The 21,218-nt window shown below is 51.4% G+C and carries 20 protein-coding genes; 18 read left to right on the forward strand and 2 right to left on the reverse strand.

The annotated features are described in order from the left end of the window. Positions 1–22 precede the first annotated feature (22 nt). Complete coding sequence (locus ACTQZS_RS06405; RefSeq protein WP_441475085.1) at positions 23–568, forward strand: TetR/AcrR family transcriptional regulator C-terminal domain-containing protein; 546 nt, start codon at positions 23–25, stop codon at positions 566–568. 37 nt (positions 569–605) lie between these two features. On the opposite strand, the gene ACTQZS_RS06410 is transcribed toward ACTQZS_RS06405, so the two are convergent. Continuing rightward, positions 606–1,667 carry a hypothetical protein gene (locus ACTQZS_RS06410; protein WP_441475086.1) on the reverse strand — a complete coding sequence of 354 codons (1,062 nt, stop codon included), beginning with the start codon at positions 1,665–1,667 and terminating at the stop codon, positions 606–608. 257 nt (positions 1,668–1,924) lie between these two features. On the opposite strand from ACTQZS_RS06410, the gene ACTQZS_RS06415 reads away from it, so the two are divergent. The 14 genes from ACTQZS_RS06415 to ACTQZS_RS06480 all read left to right on the forward strand — a co-directional run bounded on the left by ACTQZS_RS06415 (position 1,925) and on the right by ACTQZS_RS06480 (position 16,614). Further along, a complete protein-coding gene (locus ACTQZS_RS06415; protein ID WP_441475087.1) occupies positions 1,925–3,046 on the forward strand; it encodes a 4-hydroxybutyrate dehydrogenase in 1,122 nt (373 codons plus the stop codon). A gap of 283 nt (positions 3,047–3,329) precedes the next feature. Beyond that, the gene (gene rpsF / locus ACTQZS_RS06420; protein ID WP_441098951.1) at positions 3,330–3,620 is read left to right on the forward strand and encodes a 30S ribosomal protein S6; all 291 of its coding nucleotides are present in this window, start codon (positions 3,330–3,332) and stop codon (positions 3,618–3,620) included. 27 nt (positions 3,621–3,647) lie between these two features. Continuing rightward, positions 3,648–3,938 (forward strand): 30S ribosomal protein S18, encoded by a 291-nt coding sequence (gene rpsR / locus ACTQZS_RS06425; protein ID WP_441098950.1) that lies wholly within the window; start codon positions 3,648–3,650, stop codon positions 3,936–3,938. Between the two features lie 178 nt (positions 3,939–4,116). Further along, on the forward strand, positions 4,117–5,343 hold the full coding sequence (locus ACTQZS_RS06430; protein WP_441475088.1) for an FtsW/RodA/SpoVE family cell cycle protein: 1,227 nt from the start codon (positions 4,117–4,119) through the stop codon (positions 5,341–5,343). Between the two features lie 289 nt (positions 5,344–5,632). Next, a complete protein-coding gene (gene acpP, locus ACTQZS_RS06435) occupies positions 5,633–5,872 on the forward strand; it encodes an acyl carrier protein (protein WP_441098948.1) in 240 nt (79 codons plus the stop codon). A gap of 79 nt (positions 5,873–5,951) precedes the next feature. Further along, a complete protein-coding gene (locus ACTQZS_RS06440; protein WP_441475089.1) occupies positions 5,952–6,689 on the forward strand; it encodes a Sir2 family NAD-dependent protein deacetylase in 738 nt (245 codons plus the stop codon). Between the two features lie 98 nt (positions 6,690–6,787). Further along, on the forward strand, positions 6,788–8,236 hold the full coding sequence (gene gltX, locus ACTQZS_RS06445) for a glutamate--tRNA ligase (protein WP_441098946.1): 1,449 nt from the start codon (positions 6,788–6,790) through the stop codon (positions 8,234–8,236). Continuing rightward, positions 8,236–10,098 (forward strand): ATP-dependent helicase, encoded by a 1,863-nt coding sequence (locus ACTQZS_RS06450; protein ID WP_441475090.1) that lies wholly within the window; start codon positions 8,236–8,238, stop codon positions 10,096–10,098. The genes gltX and ACTQZS_RS06450 overlap by 1 nt, the downstream gene beginning before the upstream one ends. A gap of 26 nt (positions 10,099–10,124) precedes the next feature. Then, on the forward strand, positions 10,125–10,541 hold the full coding sequence (locus ACTQZS_RS06455; RefSeq protein WP_441475091.1) for a zf-HC2 domain-containing protein: 417 nt from the start codon (positions 10,125–10,127) through the stop codon (positions 10,539–10,541). Between the two features lie 65 nt (positions 10,542–10,606). Then, on the forward strand, positions 10,607–13,330 hold the full coding sequence (polA, locus tag ACTQZS_RS06460) for a DNA polymerase I (protein ID WP_441475092.1): 2,724 nt from the start codon (positions 10,607–10,609) through the stop codon (positions 13,328–13,330). A 78-nt stretch (positions 13,331–13,408) separates the two neighbouring features. Then, positions 13,409–14,020 carry a dephospho-CoA kinase gene (gene coaE / locus ACTQZS_RS06465; RefSeq protein ID WP_441475093.1) on the forward strand — a complete coding sequence of 204 codons (612 nt, stop codon included), beginning with the start codon at positions 13,409–13,411 and terminating at the stop codon, positions 14,018–14,020. Between the two features lie 32 nt (positions 14,021–14,052). Continuing rightward, positions 14,053–14,850: an MBL fold metallo-hydrolase gene (locus tag ACTQZS_RS06470; RefSeq protein ID WP_441475094.1), complete on the forward strand. Its 798-nt coding sequence runs from the start codon at positions 14,053–14,055 to the stop codon at positions 14,848–14,850. Positions 14,851–14,960: 110 nt separating this feature from the next. After that, positions 14,961–15,233: an ACT domain-containing protein gene (locus ACTQZS_RS06475; protein WP_441475095.1), complete on the forward strand. Its 273-nt coding sequence runs from the start codon at positions 14,961–14,963 to the stop codon at positions 15,231–15,233. Between the two features lie 16 nt (positions 15,234–15,249). Continuing rightward, positions 15,250–16,614 (forward strand): PFL family protein, encoded by a 1,365-nt coding sequence (locus ACTQZS_RS06480; RefSeq protein WP_441475096.1) that lies wholly within the window; start codon positions 15,250–15,252, stop codon positions 16,612–16,614. Between the two features lie 19 nt (positions 16,615–16,633). Here the strand turns inward: ACTQZS_RS06480 and ACTQZS_RS06485 are convergent, their stop codons facing one another. After that, complete coding sequence (locus tag ACTQZS_RS06485; protein WP_441475097.1) at positions 16,634–17,935, reverse strand: tRNA(Met) cytidine acetate ligase; 1,302 nt, start codon at positions 17,933–17,935, stop codon at positions 16,634–16,636. A gap of 313 nt (positions 17,936–18,248) precedes the next feature. Here ACTQZS_RS06485 and pta point away from each other — a divergent pair, with 313 nt between their 5' ends. The 3 genes from pta (at position 18,249) to rpmF (ending at position 20,913) form a co-directional block, all read left to right on the forward strand. Continuing rightward, positions 18,249–19,247: a phosphate acetyltransferase gene (pta, locus tag ACTQZS_RS06490; RefSeq protein ID WP_441475098.1), complete on the forward strand. Its 999-nt coding sequence runs from the start codon at positions 18,249–18,251 to the stop codon at positions 19,245–19,247. Positions 19,248–19,423: 176 nt separating this feature from the next. Next, positions 19,424–20,626, forward strand: a complete 1,203-nt coding sequence (locus ACTQZS_RS06495; RefSeq protein WP_441475099.1) for an acetate kinase — start codon at positions 19,424–19,426, stop codon at positions 20,624–20,626. Between the two features lie 101 nt (positions 20,627–20,727). Beyond that, positions 20,728–20,913: a 50S ribosomal protein L32 gene (gene rpmF / locus ACTQZS_RS06500; RefSeq protein WP_441475100.1), complete on the forward strand. Its 186-nt coding sequence runs from the start codon at positions 20,728–20,730 to the stop codon at positions 20,911–20,913. Positions 20,914–21,218: the final 305 nt, after the last annotated feature.

The following is a 21,218-nucleotide window of genomic DNA, read 5'->3' on the forward strand; positions in this document are numbered from 1 at the left end:
GAATGGACAGGAGTGTGATTTTGTGCCCGACGCTAACATAACGAAGAATGCACTTGCCTCTTCCATGAAAAAGCTGATGAAGGAAAAGCTTTTTGAGAAGATCAGTGTCATCGACATCTGTGAGGGCTGCGGAATGAACCGCAAGAGCTTTTATTATCACTTCAAGGACAAGTACGATCTGGTCAACTGGATTTTCTACACCGACTTTATCAAAACCGCCAGCAAACGATCCTATACCAACGGGTGGGATCTTCTGACCGCGGTTGTCGAGCTGTTCTCCAGTGACCGTGCCTTCTACAAGGCGGCTCTTGAGATCCAGGGTCAGAACTCCTTCCGTGATTATTTTTATGAGGCGACCGTGCCGATCTTCTCCATGTTTTCGGAGGCAATGATCTCCGACACGGAAAGCGCTGTCCTCGATCCACATTATTTCACGGACGCCTTTCTGGTCATCATGTACCGCTGGCTCAGCCAGAAGACCGATCAGAGCCCCGAGGAATTTATCGAGAGTCTGAAGAATGTACTCGTAAAGATCGGAAAGGATATTGTCAGATCAGAAAATTCCTGATACATCTCCCCCGTGGATCCGGTGACAATCATCGGATTCATGAGGGATTTTCTCTTGGAAGGCCGATCGTAAACAGCTGATCCAGCGATGTCGTGTGTCTGAAATCAGAGATCGTCTCCGTCGTGGTCTTAATGTCTCCGTTCTCGAGAAGCTCGAAGTAACATTCATCCTCTGAGATGATGTGGTTGATCTGCACAGCATCTCCTGCCAGATCGAACAGGATCATCGGATACTCCGGATGCGTACGCAGAGACCGGCAGTACTTCGCGACCTTTGCTCCGTTCCTTTTCGAACAGGTGTCGTCGCTGACCAGAAGATTGATACCTGCATTGAGCTCCGCGAGCCCCTCGGCTTTCTGATCATTGTACCAGGCAGCCGCGTCTTCATTCCCGTACACCGCGTAAATGCCATAAAGGATCTTGTTTTTCTTCATTGCGCTTACATTATCTGCCGTTGCAGCGCCCCTGTTCTGGAACATAACCATGCTGTTGGTACACTCTTTGATTCCCGCAACCTGAACCGGATTCAGCGGCTCATCCGGAAGCAGCGACACAAAAGCACACTCCGGATGCTGCTTCACCAGATCCATGAGTCTTCCAATACAGGTAATTGCGCCGGAGAGACGGATGAAATAGCAATATATTCCCATCGAAGTTCCCTGACGGACACAGCTTTCCAGTTCGCTGACCGACAAACCGTCCTTCAGCGTCGGATTGATCCGGAGTGTAAGTGCCCACGGAATGTGATAGGGAAGCGACCGCTCATGTTCCCGTATCACCTTGCCGCCATAGGTAAGTCCACTGTATCCAAAGCTGATCCCGAAATCCTTCAGATTTTTCCGGTCCGTATTCCGCAGCATCTGCTCAATTGCCTCATAGTAAGGGCTGTCATCATTGCGAAGGAGATCCTGCACGATGCTCAGCACCTCGTCCATGAATCTTCCCTTGATGAACATCCGGCCCATGTCCGTGAGCTTCCGGATACTCCGCTTCGGGTCCTCCTCGATCTCACGAAGCCCCCGGTCTACAGACGCGTCGATTAGCGCCCTTGTTATATTATTCGGTCCCTGTGGCTTATTGTCATCCCTCGAATTTTTCATTGTTTTTCCTCGTTATTTTCTAAAATTCAATTCATTATAGAAAAAATGAAAGCAGATTCACACGGTCAGATTTTTCCGTTTGTCTAAAGAATCTGTCATTCCCAGTCCGTTCCGGAAATCCGGGATCACCAGCAGTTTAATGAAATATAAGTAGCCGATCGGGCAGAATCCATACAATAAAAGAATGGAATATTTCAAAGCGGGTTATATAATTGTTATAAAAAGCATATAAAATACGAACAAGGAGGCAGAAGAAATTGGAAGGTTTTTGCATTCGCACCAAAATAAAGGAGTATGACACATTTAAGGAGTTCGCGAATGATGAGCAGCTTGGACCGGATGACCTGATTCTGACCAATGAATACATTTACAGTCCGTCCATCGAGCCGCTGGGGCTTGGATGCCAGACATTGTTTCAGGAAAAATACGGAGCAGGTGAACCGACAGACAACATGGTAAACGCTATTCTCGATGATCTGCGTGACAAAAATTTCACCCGGATTATCGCAGTCGGAGGAGGAACAATCATTGATATCGCAAAGGTTGTTGCTGTAGCGTCTCCGGAAGACCATGTCGACGATCTGTACGATCATAAGGACAGCCTGAAGAAGCATCACGAGCTGATCATTGTGCCCACGACCTGCGGAACCGGAAGCGAGGTGACAAACATCTCGGTCATCAACCGTGTCAGCAGGGGTGTAAAAATGGGTCTGACCTCACCGTCCATGTATGCGGATGCCGCCGCCATGATTACAAATATGCTGGCAACCCTTCCCTACAAGGTATTCGCTACCTCCTCCATCGACGCGATGATTCACGCCGTGGAATCTTATCTGAGCCCGAACGGTTGCAGCATTTCCAGAATCTTCTCCGAGGCTGCCCTCCGCACGATTCTGAAGGGCTGGAGTCTTTCCGTGGAAAACGGAGGAAACGAGGCCTGGAAGGCGTACAGCGCAGACTTCCTGAAGGCATCCAACTGGGCAGGCCTTGCCTTCGGCTATGCGGGATGCGCTGCCGTTCATGCCCTGAGCTATCCTCTCGGAAGTGTGTACCATGTGCCGCACGGCCAGTCCAATCAGCTGATGTTCGCGGATGTAATGCGTAAGTACAAGGAGATCAAACCGGTCGGAAGAATCAACGATCTCGAGAACCTTCTCGCGGAGTGCCTGGGCACGAAGCCGGAGAACGCGCTCGACGCTCTGTACGCATTGATGGATAAAGTTCTGAAGAAGGAGCCGCTCCGCAGCTTCGGCGTGAAGGAGTCCGACCTTCCGGTATTCGCGAAGAATGTACCGCAGACGCAGCAGCGTCTTCTGAAGAACAACTATGTACCCCTGACCGAAGCACAGATACTCGAAATCTACAAAGCCGCCTACTGAACATGCTCTTCGAAAACGCAGTGCGGAGCAATCTGCAGGTTATCCCGTACGGTATCATGAATCCCTCTTCGGAAGCGCCTTTGATAGCGCCTTCGATAGCGCAGCTCAGGGTTTAAAAAAATTTGCAGCACAGAGTATTAAAAATTTACGCAGCACAGGGCATTAAAAATTTACTTTACATTCGAAAAGCCATATGCTAAAATATCTAGCCGTGAGACAATCTCTTACACCTTGTTTTCTGCGAGACGCAGAAAGCCACTAATGTCCAGAAGGGAGAAATACAATGCATAAGTATGAACTGGCACTGGTAATCAGTGCAAAGCCGGATGATGAGACCAGAGCAGCTATTCTTGATAAGGCGAAAGGTTATATCACCCGTTATGATGGAACAATCGGAGAGATTGAGGAGTGGGGCAAGAAGAAGCTCGCTTACGAGATCCAGAAAGAGACTGAAGGATTTTATTACTTTATCCCGTTTGAGGCACCGGTAACCGCACCGGCAGAGATCGAGAGACATTGCCGCATTATGGACAACGTTCTTCGCTATCTGATTGTACGCACAGACGAAGAGTAATTCATTTTTTATAAGGAGGATAAAGTAATGGCAGAAGTAGAAAATACAACAACTGCAGCAGCAAACGAGAGACCGGCAAGAACCGAAGCTCCGGCAAGAAGAAGAGTACAGCGCAGAAGAAGAAAAGTATGCGTTTTCTGCGGTAAGGACAACGTTATTGATTACAAGGACGCGGCAAAGCTCAGAAGATACATCTCCGAGAGAGGCAAGATCCTTCCGAGACGTGTCACCGGCAACTGCGCAAAGCATCAGAGAGCAATCACCTCTGCGATCAAGCGCGCAAGACATCTGGCAATTCTTCCGTATGTTGAGGATTAATTCCGGATATTTCAGTCAGGTTATTTCGCTGTAATGGCAAGGAAGCTGTCAGGCTATATAATAGCCGGGCAGCTTCTTTTGTTTTGCGTAATCATCCGCTATGTGCTATACTTTGCTAAAAGATGAACCGTGAGCCGTACCTGCTGCGGTCCACACATCGAAGGAGAGAGTAAGATCCATGCCTTTTTCCAGAAAAACTGCCCGGAAACCTTCCGCGTCCCGCGCATCCAGAAAGAAGGAACCGGGATATTTTGATTATAATCTGCTCGCTGTTATCATTATTCTGATCTGCTTCGGCCTTGTTATGCTATACAGTGCCAGCGCATATGAGGCAAAGAACGATCCCGTGATCAACAGCGACATGTATTATTTTATCCGACAGGCGGGATTCAGCGCCGCAGCCGTTGCGATCGCTCTTATTATATCCCGGATCAACTATCATCTCTGGATTCGCCTTGCGCCGGCAATATATGTCCTCGCCATGATCCTCATGGCGATGGTCCGTTTCACACCATTCGGAATCACGGTAAACGGTGCCAGGAGATGGCTGAAGATCGGCATACAGTTTCAGCCGGCAGAGATCGCAAAGATCGCGATCATCCTGTTCATGCCATACATGATTCTTCTCATGGGCAGAAATCTTAACACCATAAAAGCGGTCGCCTGTCTTGTGGTATTCGGCGTTGCCCAGGCAGCCGGCGCGTATTTCTTTACCGACAACCTGAGTACTGCGATCATCATCGCGGGAATTGTAATCGGAATTATTTTCCTCGCACACCCGAAGACAAGGGAGTTTATCGTGTTCGGTCTGGGGGTAATTGCGCTGGTCATTATTATCCTGATCATTATGAACTACTCCATGACTTCGAGCAGCAGCTTCCGTCTGAGACGTATTCTGGCCTGGCTCCATCCGGAGGAGAATCTGAGCACTGACAGCTATCAGGTACTGCAGGGATTGTATGCAATCGGTTCCGGCGGGCTGTTCGGAAAGGGCCTTGGCAACAGTGTCCAGAAGCTTTCCATCATCCCTGAGGCTCAGAATGACATGATCTTCGCGATTATCTGCGAGGAACTCGGGCTTTTCGGAGCGATTCTGCTGATGCTGTTATTTGGCTATATGCTCTACCGGCTTATCGTTATCGCGCAGAATGCACCTGATCTCTACGGGACGCTGATTGTCAGTGGTATCTTTATCCATATATCCCTTCAGGTCATTCTGAATATCGCCGTTGTTCTCAACGTCATTCCAACGACAGGTGTCACGCTTCCGTTCATCAGTTACGGAGGTACGTCGGTCATATTCATCATGATTGAAATGGGAATTGCGCTGAATGTCGCGCGTAACATCCGTAATACGGAAACTGCGGAAAACCGGCGGTTTGAAAGGGTATTTCGTGAGAATTGATCTCCTGCCTGCACAGAACCGCTTTACCGGCAGAATCCGCGTCTTCGCTTTCCGGATCTTGTGCTGACCCATGTGTGCCGCCAGCCGGCGTCCGGCTTGTATTCCGCCGCATGACTTAGACAGGATTAAAAGATAACCTGCAATACAAATTCTAAAATGGAATGCCAAAATATAGTGCGGCAATATTAAAACAGAGTACCGGGATATAGTGCTGCAATATAACACTGCAATACTGTACAGAGAAGTATAAAAGGAAGTATAAAAGAAATAATGACAGAGAGGTGATAATATGTTAGAGAAAATGAAGAAAATCCTGTCGGAGCAGCTTGATATTGACGAAAATGAGATTACGCCGGAATCCAGATTCAAGGAAGACCTTGATGCCGATTCCCTTGACCTCTTTGAGCTGCTAACCACACTCGAGGAGCAGTATGACATCGAAATCCCTGCCGAGGACATGGAGGGACTGACTACTGTCGGAAAGGTAATTGACTATCTGAAATCAAAGGGGATTGAATCCAGGATGTAATACCGTAAACGATCAGGCGGGCTTCGCGTGTCCGAAACCGCCCGACGACGGCTTGATACAGTAGAAGGGGGCTTTTACTATGAGCATCGGTTACTTAAAATCCATTCTGGAGAATGGAAGAAATATCGTATGCCTTCTTGGGAGAGGTCCGGCGGCTGAGCAGGGATGCGACCTGTATCGCGAGGATTTCAGCTACGATGTCGAAGTGCGCTACGGGCGTTCTCCCAGTGAAATCGTCAACAGCACATTCTACAACAACCGGCCAGAGGTCTTCTATGAATTTTACCGCGAAGATATTCTGAACCGAAGAGGGGAGCCCGACGAGGTGAACTTCTGTCTGAAAAGGCTTGAGGATGACGGAAAGCTCAGAGGCATTGTAACAAGAGGATTTTTTGATCTGTCACGGCGTGCCGGCTGTCACAATGTGATTCACCTGTATGGCAACATTGACCGGAACTTCTGTCCGCATTGCGGAAAGATTTATGACGCGGAATATATATTAAGCCATAAGCCGCTGCCACTCTGCGAGAAATGCGGAACCCTGATTCACCCGGGAATCGCGCTGTCAGGCGAGATGCTGGACCGCCGCACCATGAACCGGGCGATTGAACTCATCAGCTCTGCGGACATTCTTCTGGTCGTGGGCACTGATCTGCAGTCCAGGCTCGGATCGATGGCAAAGTACTTCACCGGCGACAGAATCTGCCTGATCAATACGACAGATCATTATTCTGATGAAGCGGCGGACTGTGTGTGCATCGGCAATATCGCAAAAATCATGCACGAGGCATATCCGGTTTCCCTCGGCATTAAATAATGTTCTGAACCAGAGCATACAGCCCGGCTTTATAAAAGCCTGTGTCAGAAACGCCACAGGCAGTTACTAACCATACCAACATGAAGGAGATTTTGAAAATGACACCAGTAAAAACCAGATTTGCTCCAAGTCCCACCGGACGCATGCATGTAGGCAACCTCCGCACAGCATTATACTCCTATCTGATCGCCAAACATGCCGGAGGCACCTTTATGCTTCGCATAGAGGACACCGATCAGGAACGTTTTGTCCCGGAAGCGCTGGATATTATCTACCAGACACTGAAGGACACCGGTCTTGAGCATGACGAGGGTCCGGACAAAGATGGCGGTGTGGGGCCCTACATCCAGAGTGAGCGCTGCAAGCTCGGCATTTACCAGAAATATGCCGACCAGCTCGTGGAACAGGGCGATGCCTACTACTGCTTCTGCAGCAAGGAGCGTCTGGAAAGCCTGAGACGTACCGTCGGAGGCAAGGAGATTTCTGCATACGACAAGCATTGTCTCCACCTCTCGAAGGAAGAGGTGCAGGCGAAACTGGCAGCGGGAGAGCCCCATGTCATCCGTTTCAACATGCCTCTGGAGGGCACCACGACCTTTCACGATGAAATCTACGGAAACATCACGGTAGAAAACGCGGAGCTTGATGATCTGATTCTGATCAAATCTGACGGCTATCCGACCTACAATTTTGCAAACGTCGTCGATGATCACCTGATGGGCATCACACACGTGGTCCGCGGTAATGAATATCTTTCCTCGACGCCGAAATACAACCGGATTTACGAAGCCTTCGGCTGGGATATTCCGACCTACGTCCATTGCCCGCTGATCACCAATGAAGAAGGACAGAAGCTCTCCAAGCGTTCTGGTCACTCCTCCTTTGAGGATCTGATCGATCAGGGCTATCTGAAGGAAGCCGTTGTCAATTTCGTTGCCCTTCTCGGATGGAGCCCGGCGGGAGACCGCGAGATCTATTCGCTCAAAGAGCTGACCGAAATCTTTGACTATCATCATATCAATAAGTCCCCGGCTGTCTTCGATATGACCAAGCTGAAATGGATGAACGGCGAATACATCAAGGCCATGAGTGACGAGGATTTCTATCCGCTCGCGGAGCCGTATCTGAAGAAGTATGTTACCGGCCCATACGATCTGAAAAAGATTGCCGCGATGGTTCGGACCCGTATTCAGATCCTGCCCGATATTGAGGAGCAGGTGGATTTCTTCAATGCCGTTCCGGACTATGATGTGGATCTGTTCAACCACAAGAAATCAAAGAGCACCATCGATTCTTCGCGCGCCATCCTGAAGGATGTTCTCCCCCTTCTCGAAGACGCCGGAAGCTTCGACAACGACACCCTGTTCAATATCCTGAAGAACTACGCGGCGGAGAAGGAATACAAGGTCAACACCGTGATGTGGCCGCTCCGCACCGCAGTTTCCGGCAAACCGGCGACACCGGCGGGCGCCACCGGACTGATGGAGGTGCTTGGCAGAGACGAGACCATCGCCCGTATTCAGGCTGCGATCCGGAAGCTCGGCTGATGCAGTACAATTCTTCTCAGCTGAAGGCGATTGAGCACGGAGACGGTCCTGCGCTTGTACTTGCCGGGCCCGGCTCCGGCAAGACCGCCGTCATTACCGGCCGAACCGTCCGGCTGATTCAAAACGGAATCTCTCCTTCCTCCATTCTTGTTGTGACCTTTACCAGGGCAGCGGCAGCGGAGATGAAGGAGAGATTTTTAAAAATGACCGGACGTTCCGCCAGTCCGGTAACCTTCGGAACCTTTCACGGGATTTTTTACGGAATTCTGAAAAACACCTATCGCATCAGCGGCAGCAACATTCTTGCGGACGCCAGAGCTCTGCAGCTTCTCCGTGAGATTCTTGATCACACCTGTCCCGATACGCAGGAGGCAGATCTTCCCTCATCCGTGGCAAGGGAAATCAGTCAGGTCAAGGGCAGCCGGATGGACATCAGCCATTTCTACTCCGGAGTTCTTCCCACGGATGCCTTCCGCAAGGTCTTCCGCGCTTATGAAAACTGGAAGAGAGATAACCGGATGCTGGATTTTGACGATATCATTACCCGCTGCTACGAGCTTCTGACGACGCGCCACGATATCCTGAGCCTCTGGCAGCAGAAGTTCCGGTACATCCTTGTCGATGAATTTCAGGATATCAGTCCTCTGCAGTATGAGATCATCCGGCTTCTCGCCCTTCCCGAAAACAACCTCTTTATTGTCGGAGACGACGACCAGTCGATTTACCGTTTTCGCGGCGCCAATCCGGATCTGATGCTGAATTTCCCGAAGGTCTATCCGGGCTGTCAGGTCATCGCGCTGGAGGAAAACTACCGCAGCACTCCCGAGATCCTGAAGGCTTCGGAAAATCTGATCTGCCACAACCGGAAACGCTTCAGGAAGAATATTCTCTCTTCCAGGCCCTCCGGTTCTCCCGTTTCCTTTGAATGCTTTGACAATCCGAGAAAGGAATGTGTGCGCATGGCACAGCAGATCCGGGAAGCACATGACGGAGGAGTGCCATATGAGGAAACCGCGGTACTGTTCCGCACGAATGTCGGATGCAGACAGGCTGTTGAACAGCTGATGGCCTATCAGATTCCTTTCCGGATGGGTGATGTCATCCCCTGTGTCTTTGATCACTGGATCGCAAAGGATGTCATGGCCTACATGGATCTTGGAGCCATGAGCCGCGAACGCAGAGGAAAGAGAAGTGATTTTCTCCGCGTATACAACCGCCCGAACCGTTATTTTTCCAGAGAAGCGTTCTATGACCCGCTGGTCACCTATGAGAGTCTGTACAGTTATTATGAAGATAAGGACTGGATGGTACGGAGAGTTGATGAGCTGGAAACCAATCTCACCATGATTCGTCACCTCGCCCCCTATGGTGCCCTGAACTACATCCGGAGAGAGATCGGTTACGAAGGTTATCTCCGTGATTATGCGATGCAGCGGAACATTCCGCCGGAGGATCTTCTGCAGGTTCTCGATGAGCTCACGGAAAGCGCCCGCAATTACAGGACCTGTGAGGAATGGAAGGAGTCCATCGAAAAATATCGGGAAAAGCTGGAGCAGCAGCGGGCTCTCCGTTCCGAGGAGCATTCCGGCGTTGTTGTATCTACTCTGCACGCCTCCAAGGGTATGGAATATGACACCGTATATATCCTTGACGTAAATGAGGGAATCATCCCCTATCACAAGGCAGTTCTTGACGCCGACCTGGAAGAGGAACGGCGCATGCTCTATGTCGGAATGACACGCGCCCGGAAAGACCTGTACATCTATTCTGTCCGGGAGCGGTACGACAAGAAGATCGCTCCGTCCCGCTTTCTGCGGGAAATCGAGGCAGGGCTTACCGATACCGCCCGTCAGCAGACGTAAGCCGTATTCTATCAGGGAGAGAACATATGGATTCTTCTGAATTTATCAGCAAAAGCAGGAAAATCACCTGCCGCGAGGCGGAAGCAATGATCCCCGATTACCTTGAGGACAGGCTGTCGGACAAGGATCTTGCGGTTTTCCTGAACCATATAAACAACTGCAACAAATGTCACGATGAGCTGGAGACGAATTTCATGGTGGACCTTACGGTCCGTTACCTGAATGAGGAGGATCCCCAGGGGTCCTTTAATCTGAAACCCATGCTGCAGAAGAACATCAACGAAAAAACAGCCCGTCTCGTTCATAAGCACCGCATGAGGAAGCTGAGAGCATTGATATTCTTTATCACCATGATGCTGATTATTCTCTGGCTCCTGGACCTCGCCCATGTTCTGGGAATCACCGACGCGGCTGCAGAGTTCTTCCGCGGAATCGGACTGTAATCAGCATCCCTGCAATCCTGCAGCATATGATCATCCTGCAGCATATAATTTAAGGAGAGAATGCTTTGAGTGAAACATTTCTGGTAATAGACGGACACAGTATGATGAACCGCGCCTTTTACGGTCTTCCTGACCTCACCAATGCCGAAGGCAGACACACCAATGCCGTCCTTGGATTCCTGAACATCATGCTGAAGGTTCTCGAGGAAGAGAAACCCGCGTATCTGGCGGTCGCCTTTGATGTGCACGCCCCGACCTTCCGGCACCGTATGTTTGAAGCCTACAAGGGCACGCGTCATCCGATGCCGGAGGAACTAAAAGAACAGATTCCCCTCATTCAGGAAGTCCTGAAGGCGATGGGAATTCTGATCCTGACAAAGGAAGGCTACGAAGCCGACGACATCATCGGCACTATATCGAGAAGAAGCGAAGCGAAGGGGATGAACGTCACCATCCTCTCCGGCGACCGGGATCTCCTTCAGCTCGCCACGGACAAGGTTCTGGTCAGGATTCCGAAGACGAAGGGCGGGCAGACCGTTGTCCAGGACTATCATACCCGGGAGGTCATTGAAGAATACCAGATCACCCCCGCCCAGGTCATTGAACTGAAAGCCCTGATGGGAGACAGCTCCGATAATATCCCGGGTCTTCCCGGAGTCGGTGTCAAGACGGCGACAAAGATCCTGCAGAGCTATGGAACTATTGAAAATGCCCACGAGCATCTCGAAGAGATCAAGCCAAGGAAAGCCATGGAGGCGATGCGGGATCACTGGGATCTTGCAGTGCTCTCCAAGAAGCTGGCTACGATCAACACCGACAGTCCGATCGTTCTGGACTATGATCAGGCAAGACTTGGCAATATTTTCACGCCTGAGGCATACCAGCTCTTCAAGGAACTGGGCTTCAAAAAGCTATTGCTTCATTTTGACTCCTCTGCCCAGAACACAGAAGACGCACTCACGGTTCAGACGGTCAGAGACAGCGAGGAAGCCGACCGCATCTTCACGAGGACAGCCTCCTCCGCGGAGGCCGGGATCTATCTGCTGCAAAGCTTTGAACCCATATCCCGCACGCCAGAGATCTTCGGTCTTGCTGTCTCACTGGCAGATGCCGGAACCTGGTACATCCCGGCTTCCGAAACGATTTCCGCCTCAACGCTCAGGGACGGAGTACTGCGGATCGCACAGAGTTCCTGCGTGCTTTCCACCTTTGAGCTCAAAGACCAGATGAAATCTCAGCCGCTTCCCGAGGAGTTTTTTACCGAACCCGCGAACGGCAATCCGGAGGTTTCCTCAAAGGAAAACGGCACGGATCCCTCCGTCACCGGAATCTTTGACATCAGCATAGCCGCTTATCTTCTGGATCCTCTCAAAGCAGACTATCCCTTTGACAGCATCGGCGCCGCGTATCTCACAGAGCCCGTTTTGTCCGCCGGGGAGATTTTCGGCACAAAGAAGCTGCCCGCTCCGCAGGAAATGGAAGAGTCGAAGGCTGCGCTCTACGCCGGACAGATTGCCCGGATTTCGCTGAAGTCAAGGGCTCCGATGATCCGCGCGCTGAAGGAATCCGGCATGTACCAGCTCATGACAGATATCGAGATGCCGCTTGTGTTCACCCTTCATGATATGGAGACAGAAGGGATCCGCATTCTGCCGGAGGAGCTTGCAGCTTACGGGCAGAGACTTGCCGGAGGAATTGCCTCCCTTGAGAAACGGATCTATGAGGAGGCGGGGGAGGAATTCAATATCAATTCTCCGAAGCAGCTCGGCGTCATTATTTTTGAAAAAATGAAACTTCCCGGCGGCAAGAAGACAAAGACAGGGTATTCAACCTCGGCAGACGTGCTTGAAAAGCTCGCTCCCGATGTCCCCCTTGTTCAGGATATTCTGGATTACCGGCAGCTCTCCAAACTGAAATCCACCTACGCGGACGGTCTCGCCGGCTTTGTGTCGGACGACGGACGAATCCACACGACCTTCAAACAGACCATCACCGCTACCGGCAGAATCAGCAGCACCGATCCGAACCTTCAGAACATCCCGGTGCGGATCGAGCTTGGCAGACAGATCCGGAAGGTCTTTGTCCCCAGGGAAGGGTATATCTTCGTGGACGCCGACTATTCGCAGATCGAACTGCGTGTGCTCGCGTCAATGTCCGGAGATGAAAAACTGATCGAGGCATATCGGGAGGCGAAGGACATACACCGCATCACTGCATCGCAGGTCTTCCACGTTCCCTTTGACGAGGTCACACCGGTCATGCGGCGGAACGCAAAGGCTGTGAACTTCGGAATCGTATACGGGATCAGCGCCTTCGGCCTGAGCAGGGACCTCGACATCTCACGGAAGGAGGCCGCGGATTACATCGAGCGCTACTACGAAACCTATCCCGGAATCCGGTCGTTCCTGGAGGGTCTCGTCACAGACGCCAGGGAGAAAGGCTATTCCGTCACCAGATTTGGCCGCCGCCGTCCAATGCCAGAGCTGAAATCCTCCAATTTCATGCAGCGCTCCTTCGGTGAAAGAGTCGCGAAGAACGCGCCGATTCAGGGCACGGCCGCCGATATCATCAAGATCGCCATGAACCGGGTGGACCGGCGCCTCCGGAGAGAGCATCTGAAATCACGGCTTCTCATCCAGGTTCACGATGAGCTTCTCGTAGAGACGGCAAGGGATGAGGAAGAACAGGTGAGGAATATTCTCCGGGAAGAAATGGAAGGCGCAGCAGACCTTGCCGTCCGCCTTGAGGTCGATATCCATGACGGATCAAGCTGGTACGAGGCAAAATAAGACGCCTGATACTGCGGCGTCTGGCTTTTTACAGTACATGTTGCCCCGCTCTTGCGGGGTACGGCAGGAGGAATGACATTGAAAATAATCGGAATTACCGGCGGCGTCGGAAGCGGAAAAAGCGAGGTCATGAAGTATCTGGAGACCCATTACGACTGTGATATGATCCGCTCGGATGAGCTGGCACATACGATGATGAAGAAGGGACAGGCCTGTTACGGCCCGATTCTTGACCTGCTTGGGCCCGGCGTTCTGGCCCCCGACGGTGAGTTTGACCGGAAAGCCGTTGCGGCAAAAATCTTTGCGGACAAGGGGCTTCTGGAACAGATGAACCGGATCACACATCCGGCTGTCCGCAGAAGCATTGCCCTTTCCATGAAAGAGGCGGAGACAGAGGGCCGGCCGTTTTTCTTTCTCGAGGCAGCCCTTCTGATCGAGGAAAAATATGATGAAATCTGCGATGAACTATGGTATGTTTATGCAGATGCGGAAGTAAGAAAGAAACGTCTCCGGGAAAGCCGGGGATATTCGGACGCGAAAATCCGGGAAATCATGGCAAATCAGCTCCCGGATGCCGAGTTCCGGAGAATATGTGCGTTTGTCCTGGACAACAGCGGCCCGTTTACGGATACCATTCGCCAGATTGACGCCAGAATGCGTTCCTTCGCGACGCAGCCGAATACCGATTAATCCATTTCAGAACAGAGGAAGCGTATTATAATATGAAAATGTGCAGTCTCTCCAGCGGAAGCAGCGGCAACTGTATTTTCGTCGGAAGCGAACATACCAGCCTTCTTGTCGATGCCGGGATTTCCGGCAGGCGGACAGAACAGGGGCTCAACACCATCGGATATACCGGGAAGGATATTGACGGAATCCTGATCACCCATGAGCACTCGGACCATATCAAGGGTCTGGGCGTTCTTTCAAGAAAACTGAATCTTCCGATCTATGCCACTAAGGGAACCTGGGACGCGATCCGGAGTAAAAATTCAACCGGAAAAATCCCCGAAGATCTGTTTCACGAGATCCGGCCGGATCAGACCGTGCGGATCGGAGATCTTGACGTCGAGCCCTTCAGCATTATGCACGACGCCGCAGACCCTGTAGGGTATCGGATCTGCAGCGACGGGCGTTCCTGCGCCGTGGCGACCGATATGGGAACCTACACAGATTATACAATCCGTCATCTGCAGTATCTGGATGCCATTCTGCTGGAGGCCAATCACGACGTCAACATGCTGGAGGCCGGGCGCTATCCATATCCGCTGAAGGTCCGCATTCTCAGCGACAGAGGCCACCTCTCCAATGAAACTTCCGGACAGCTTCTCTGTCAGATTCTGCATGACAACATCCGGCATATTTTTCTGGGCCACCTGAGCGCGGAAAACAACTATCCCGCCCTCGCCTATGAAACCGTATGCAGTGAAGTCACCATGGGAGAGAATCCCTACAAGTCCGGCGACTTCCCGATTACCGTCGCAAGAAGAGATACGGTAAGCGAATTCGCGGAATTCTGAAAAAAGCCGTGCATCTTCCACGAATCGTAGTATAATCGAACAAACAACGCAAACCGAAGGTGTCCCTGATCTATCATTCAGGCACCGCTATTCACCGAGGAGACAAGATCATGAAAAAAACAATCATCACAGTCACCGGAAAAGATACTGTCGGCATTATCGCCAGGGTCTGCAACTATCTTGCAGAGAATAATGTGAATATCGAAGATATCTCCCAGACCATTCTGCAGGGATATTTCCATATGATGATGATCACCGATGCGTCCAAATCCGAGAAGAATACTGCGGAACTCGCCGAGGATCTGAAGAAAGTCGGAGAGGAGATCGGTGTAATGATTCACTGCCAGCGGGAAGACATCTTCGACATGATGCACAGAATCTGAACAGAAAGGTACAGCCATGATTAACATTTTTGAAGCAAATGAAACCAATGAAATGATCGAAAACGAAAATCTGGACGTGCGTACCATTACTCTCGGCATCAGCCTTCTGGATTGCATCGATTCAAACCTGGACCGTCTGAACCAGAAGATCTATGACAAGATCACAACACTCGCCCGCAACCTGGTGCAGACCGGAAAAGACATCGAGGCCGAGTACGGCATCCCGATCGTCAATAAACGGATTTCCGTGACACCGATTGCCCTGATCGGAGGCGCAGCCTGCAAGACACCGGAGGATTTTGTGACAATCGCCGAAACGCTGGATCGAGCAGCTCATACCGTCGGCGTCAACTTCCTCGGCGGTTATTCCGCCCTTGTATCCAAGGGCATGACAAAGGCTGACGAGCTCCTGATCCGTTCTATTCCGATGGCAATGGCACGCACCGAACTTGTATGCAGCTCCATCAATGTCGGTTCCACAAAGACCGGCATCAACATGGACGCGGTGAAGCTGATGGGCGAAATCGTGAGAAGCACCGCGGAGGCAACAAAGGACAACAACTGCCTCGGCTGCGCGAAGCTCGTTATTTTCTGCAACGCGCCGGATGACAACCCCTTCATGGCAGGCGCCTTCCACGGCGTCACGGAAGCGGATGCCATCATTAATGTCGGCGTATCCGGCCCCGGCGTCGTAAAGCATGCGCTGGAAAAGGTAAGAGGGGAGAATTTCGAAGTTCTCTGCGAGACCATCAAAAAGACCGCCTTCAAGGTCACCCGTGTGGGACAGCTCGTCGCCAGGGAGGCATCAAGACGTCTCGGCGTCCCCTTTGGCATTATTGATCTGTCTCTGGCTCCGACTCCCGCGGTTGGCGACTCTGTGGCGGACATTCTTGAGGAGATCGGCGTGGAATCTGTCGGTGCTCCCGGAACGACAGCTGCACTTGCCCTTCTGAACGACCAGGTAAAAAAAGGCGGCGTTATGGCTTCCTCCTATGTCGGCGGACTCTCCGGTGCCTTCATTCCGGTCAGTGAGGACCAGGGAATGATCAATGCCGTTAACCGCGGTTCTCTCTGCATGGAAAAGCTCGAGGCGATGACCTGTGTCTGCTCCGTCGGTCTTGACATGATTGCTATCCCCGGAAACACAAAGAGCACTACCATCTCCGGCATCATCGCCGATGAGATGGCAATCGGCATGATCAACCAGAAGACAACAGCAGTCCGTGTAATTCCTGCCATCGGTAAGGATGTCGGAGATTCCCTGGAGTTCGGAGGTCTCCTCGGAAGCGCGCCGATCATGCCGGTCAGCCGCTTCGGATGCGACGCACTGATCAGCCGCACCGGCAGAATCCCTGCCCCGGTACACAGCTTCAAGAACTGACAGCGTTTCAGCATTCTCATCATACCCGGATCACCTGTCTCCTGAATTCATGAATAAAATCCTGACCGCTCTTCACTGACCGGACCGATTCATACAGATTCGACGCGAACACATCGGCCCGGGTCAGCTCCGGCGGAAGAGATGAGATTTTTGCCACAGGACAGATCCGTCCCGTTTCTCCTGTCTTGATCTCCCTCAGTACCTCCCGTCCTTTTTCAGAGAACCCAAGCAGATGCACATATTCCGGATGAAGTGCCCGGTTCAGATCATCCTCCCGGATATTCAGAAGAATATGGAGCAGTGCGCGGTTCATCTGCGTCACCGGATAATTTTTTGCCGAAAGCAGTTCTGCAAATTGTGAAAATGACCGGTATCTGCTCAGATGATTTCGTATCCTCAGAGCAAGATCTTCCGTCACATCCAGATACTGTGAAAATGTCCGGCTCTCCGGCGCTTCCTTCCCGCTCCCTTTTACCTCCGTCACACCTGAATGCCTGAAGATATTCCCGCTGTCCTCCCGCAGCAGCTGATACCGCAGCATCGCGGAAAAATCATCTCCCCGGACAGGAGCGGACGAACGGCAGGCCTCCCTGAGAATGTTGTACACCCGTGGCGGAACAGAGTCCTCCAGAAGTTCGGGACCATTCTTCTCAAAAATCTGACAACGGATTGCGGATGCCGAATTATAGCCGTTTTCCTGTTTAAAGATGCTGTCATTGAAGCCGGCTCCGAGCCTTTGAATCGTCCTCGGTACAACGGCGCTGGCTGTTTTTTCGAGAGCGATGCAGTACTCCAGACCCAGAATATTATTCGGCATGCTCAGAAACTCCCGGATTTCTTCACCCATCCTCGGTGTTCCCTTATCTTTGAAATAACCGATGAGTGCCTCTTCCCTCGCACGGGGAAAAGAGAACCCTGCAGCCAGCCATTTTCTGAGAAGGGACCGGTATTCCTCCGGCTCGGTGGAGAGAACCGGCGCGAGCAGACGGAACATGTCCATTTTCCCGAATTCACTTCCGAACCACAGTTCATCGGCCACGCCGATTTCATTCAAAACAGCCACGGAGCCCTCCGCAAACCGCTGGGCGGACGAAGCGGCGGCTGCCGTCGGAAGCTCCAGCACCAGATCACATCCGCCCGCGAGAGCCATTGCCGTCCGCGTATACTTATCGAATACTGCAGGCATCCCCCTCTGTACAAAATCGCCGCTCATAACCGCCACCACAGCGTCAGCGCCGGAAATCTCCCTCGCCTTCCTGACCAGATATGCGTGACCGTTATGGAACGGATTGTATTCCGCTATGATACCGATTATCTTCATGAACATTCTCCTCGAAAAACCTGCTGCAGGACTGATTTTTCTGCACTTTATCATATCGTATCATGATATTCCTTCTCCTGGCAAAAGGAAATGGATCTTCCGGGACTTTCCCCTCGGGCAACCCTGTCTGGAGACGACCGGATCCTCCTGTTTTTCTGCTTTTGTATTATTTATAATACAATTTTACTGCTTGTCGAAGGCCTGAGAAGGTACTATACTTTATTCATGAAAGTGAGTGCGTACAGGTATGTTGCGGACTTTTCAATCAGTGTGTTCGGAATGCGTTAAGGCATATCCAGAAAGGAGCCTGGAAATGGCATTTATTGACAGTATCAAAGAAAAAGCAAAATCCAACAAGAAAACAATCGTATTACCGGAGTCGATGGACCAGCGCACCTATGAGGCCGCTGTAAAGTGCACCAAAGAGGGAATTGCGAACATCATTATTCTCGGTACTCCTGAGGATATCCAGAACCACGGTACCGGTTATGATCTGACGGGAATCACGATCCTTGATCCTTTCACCGATCCGAACCGCCAGAAATATATTGACAAATTCGTTGAGCTTCGCGCAAAGAAGGGCGTTACCCCTGAGATCGCAGAGCAGCAGATGACCAAGGACTATATGTATTATGCATGTCTGATGTGCAAGTGCGGAGATGCCGACGGTGTTGTCTCCGGCGCATGCCATTCCACCGGCAACACTATCCGGCCGGCTCTTCAGCTTCTGAAGACAAAGCCCGGTGTAAAGAGCGTTTCCGGATTCTTCATCGTAGAAGTCCCGAACTGCCCGTACGGTGAGAACGGTACCTTCCTCTTCGCCGACTGCGCTGTCAATACTGATTTCGATTCTGAGAAGCTTGCAGAGATCGCAGGCCTTTCCGCTGACTCTTTCCGCGCATACATCGGAGCGGAGCCGAAGGTCGCTATGCTTTCCTTCTCCACAAAGGGCAGCGCAAAGCACGACAATGTAACCATGGTAGCAGAAGCAGCAAAGATCGCGAAGGAGAAATATCCTCAGGTGAAAATCGACGGAGAGCTTCAGTTTGACGCGGCTATTGTTCCGGAAGTTGCGAAACTCAAAGCTCCGGTCAGCGAGGTGGCCGGCCACGCCAACACCCTGATCTTCCCGAGCCTTGAGGCCGGAAATATCGGATATAAGATCGCGCAGAGACTGGCTCACGCGAATGCGTACGGTCCGGTTCTGCAGGGTCTTTCCATGCCGGTTAACGATCTGTCCCGTGGATGCTTTGCGGATGATATCGTAGGCGTCGTAGCCATGACAGCAGTAGAGGCCATGATGAACAGCTGATTTCCGGTCATTCTTTTGCAAAACAAATCGAGAAATAACCGAACCCCCAGAAGGCTCGGTTATTTCTTTGCGTCCTTTGTAAATCCGCTGTCCGTCACGGATGGCATCTGCGGCAGGCTTTTCCACCTGTGTGCAGGATATAATCTATATAATCACATGATCAGGAGGGTTTATTCATGAAAGTTTTAGTCATTAACTGTGGAAGTTCTTCTCTGAAATATCAGCTGATCGACTCGGATTCCGAGGAGGTTCTTGCCAAGGGACTCTGCGAGCGCATCGGAATCGACGGCCGTCTCGTATATCAGAAGGAAGGCCTCGACAAGGAAATCACAGAAGCACCGATGCCGACACACAAGGAAGCCATCAAGATGGTTCTCGATGCGCTCACCAATGACAAGACCGGCGCGATCCGCTCCCTGAAGGAGATCGATGCGGTAGGTCATCGTGTCGTACACGGCGGCGAGAAGTTTGCGTGCTCCGCAAAAGTAGACGATGCCATGATCAAGGCACTGGAAGACTGCTCCGATCTGGCACCGCTTCACAACCCTGCGAACCTGATCGGAATCAATGTCTGCAAGGAGCTTATGCCGGGCGTTCCGATGGTCGGCTGCTTCGACACCGCCTTCCATCAGACCATGCCGGAGAAGGCATATCTGTACGCGATTCCGATTGAGTATTATGAGAAGTACCGCATCCGCAAATACGGCTTCCACGGCACAAGCCACAGCTTTGTCTCCAAGGAAACCGCAAAGTTTCTCGGTCTCGATCTCAACAACAGCAAGATTATCGTCTGCCATCTGGGCAACGGCGCGTCGGTCAGCGCTGTGAAGAACGGCAAATGCGTGGACACCTCCATGGGCCTTACTCCTCTTGCCGGTCTTGCCATGGGAACCCGCTCCGGCGACCTTGATCCTTCCGTAGTTGAATTCCTCGGAAAGAAGCTTAATCTCGATGCTTCCGGTATCCTTAACATTCTGAACAAGAAGTCCGGCGTATACGGTCTCTCAAGAGGACTTTCCAGTGACTTCAGAGATCTGGCCGATGCGGCGAAGAAGGGCAATCACGACGCAGAGGTTGCGCTGGAGGTATTCGCGTACCGCGTAAAAACCACCATCGGTGCTTATGTGGCGGCTATGGACGGCGTTGACGCAATCGCGTTCACGGCAGGAATCGGAGAGAACGACGGAGCCACCCGCGCCAGAATCATGGACGGCTTCAGCTACCTCGGCATCAAGATTGATCCCGAGAAGAACAAGCTCCGCGGACAGAACGTAAAAATCTCCACAGACGACTCCAAGGTAGCTGTCTGCGTCATCCCGACAAACGAGGAACTCGCGATCTGCCGCGACACCGTAGCGATCCTCGGCGGAGACAAATAATTTTCCTTGACAAACCCAAACCTCCTGTGTATAATTCTTAAAGTGCGATTGAGAAAATCAGCGGTTTATTTTGAATTCAGGAAGTATGAGGAGGTGTTATAATGTCCATCTGTCCAAAAAATAAATCATCCAAGTCACATAGAGACAAGAGAAGAGCAAACTGGAAAATGTCCGCTCCGACCCTTGTTAAGTGCAGCAAATGCGGAGCACTTATGATGCCTCACAGAGTATGCAAGAACTGCGGAACCTATAACAAGAAACAGGTTATCAACGTAGAAGAGGCATAAACTTCTGCATCCAATATGTGAACGATCCGGACTGTCACGAAAGTGGCAGTCCTTTTTTTACGCGAACAGTGAGCCGCAGCCGAATGCGAAGTATTCGTGTGCGGCGAGCGTCGCGATAGCGAGATAAAACTCGCGCAGCGTGTTTTATCTCGTTGTCTCATTTTTGCTTCAGGTAACGGTCCGACGCCCACAGGCGCGTTTTGCGTGATAGCGCCGGCAGGCGCATTTTACGTGACATTGACAGTCACCTGAATCGCGTGATATAATTTCGAATAACTATGAGATTGTAACAAACCTGTAACTTT

The sequence above is a fragment of the Bilifractor sp. LCP19S3_H10 genome, from assembly GCF_052119185.1.
Taxonomy (GTDB): Bacteria; Bacillota; Clostridia; order Lachnospirales; family Lachnospiraceae; genus Bilifractor.

What these genes read in the sequence shown, in the direction of transcription:
- ACTQZS_RS06485 (WP_441475097.1), bottom strand. Translation starts at nt 17,935, where the DNA reads ATGAAGATAATCGGTATCATAGCGGAATACAATCCGTTCCATAACGGT.
- ACTQZS_RS06410 (WP_441475086.1), bottom strand. Translation starts at nt 1,667, where the DNA reads ATGAAAAATTCGAGGGATGACAATAAGCCACAGGGACCGAATAATATA.
- gltX (WP_441098946.1), top strand. Translation starts at nt 6,788, where the DNA reads ATGACACCAGTAAAAACCAGATTTGCTCCAAGTCCCACCGGACGCATG.
- rpsR (WP_441098950.1), top strand. Translation starts at nt 3,648, where the DNA reads ATGGCAGAAGTAGAAAATACAACAACTGCAGCAGCAAACGAGAGACCG.
- ACTQZS_RS06475 (WP_441475095.1), top strand. Translation starts at nt 14,961, where the DNA reads ATGAAAAAAACAATCATCACAGTCACCGGAAAAGATACTGTCGGCATT.
- ACTQZS_RS06450 (WP_441475090.1), top strand. Translation starts at nt 8,236, where the DNA reads ATGCAGTACAATTCTTCTCAGCTGAAGGCGATTGAGCACGGAGACGGT.
- rpmF (WP_441475100.1), top strand. Translation starts at nt 20,728, where the DNA reads ATGTCCATCTGTCCAAAAAATAAATCATCCAAGTCACATAGAGACAAG.
- pta (WP_441475098.1), top strand. Translation starts at nt 18,249, where the DNA reads ATGGCATTTATTGACAGTATCAAAGAAAAAGCAAAATCCAACAAGAAA.
- ACTQZS_RS06495 (WP_441475099.1), top strand. Translation starts at nt 19,424, where the DNA reads ATGAAAGTTTTAGTCATTAACTGTGGAAGTTCTTCTCTGAAATATCAG.
- rpsF (WP_441098951.1), top strand. Translation starts at nt 3,330, where the DNA reads ATGCATAAGTATGAACTGGCACTGGTAATCAGTGCAAAGCCGGATGAT.
- ACTQZS_RS06440 (WP_441475089.1), top strand. Translation starts at nt 5,952, where the DNA reads ATGAGCATCGGTTACTTAAAATCCATTCTGGAGAATGGAAGAAATATC.
- ACTQZS_RS06470 (WP_441475094.1), top strand. Translation starts at nt 14,053, where the DNA reads ATGAAAATGTGCAGTCTCTCCAGCGGAAGCAGCGGCAACTGTATTTTC.
- acpP (WP_441098948.1), top strand. Translation starts at nt 5,633, where the DNA reads ATGTTAGAGAAAATGAAGAAAATCCTGTCGGAGCAGCTTGATATTGAC.
- ACTQZS_RS06480 (WP_441475096.1), top strand. Translation starts at nt 15,250, where the DNA reads ATGATTAACATTTTTGAAGCAAATGAAACCAATGAAATGATCGAAAAC.
- ACTQZS_RS06455 (WP_441475091.1), top strand. Translation starts at nt 10,125, where the DNA reads ATGGATTCTTCTGAATTTATCAGCAAAAGCAGGAAAATCACCTGCCGC.
- ACTQZS_RS06430 (WP_441475088.1), top strand. Translation starts at nt 4,117, where the DNA reads ATGCCTTTTTCCAGAAAAACTGCCCGGAAACCTTCCGCGTCCCGCGCA.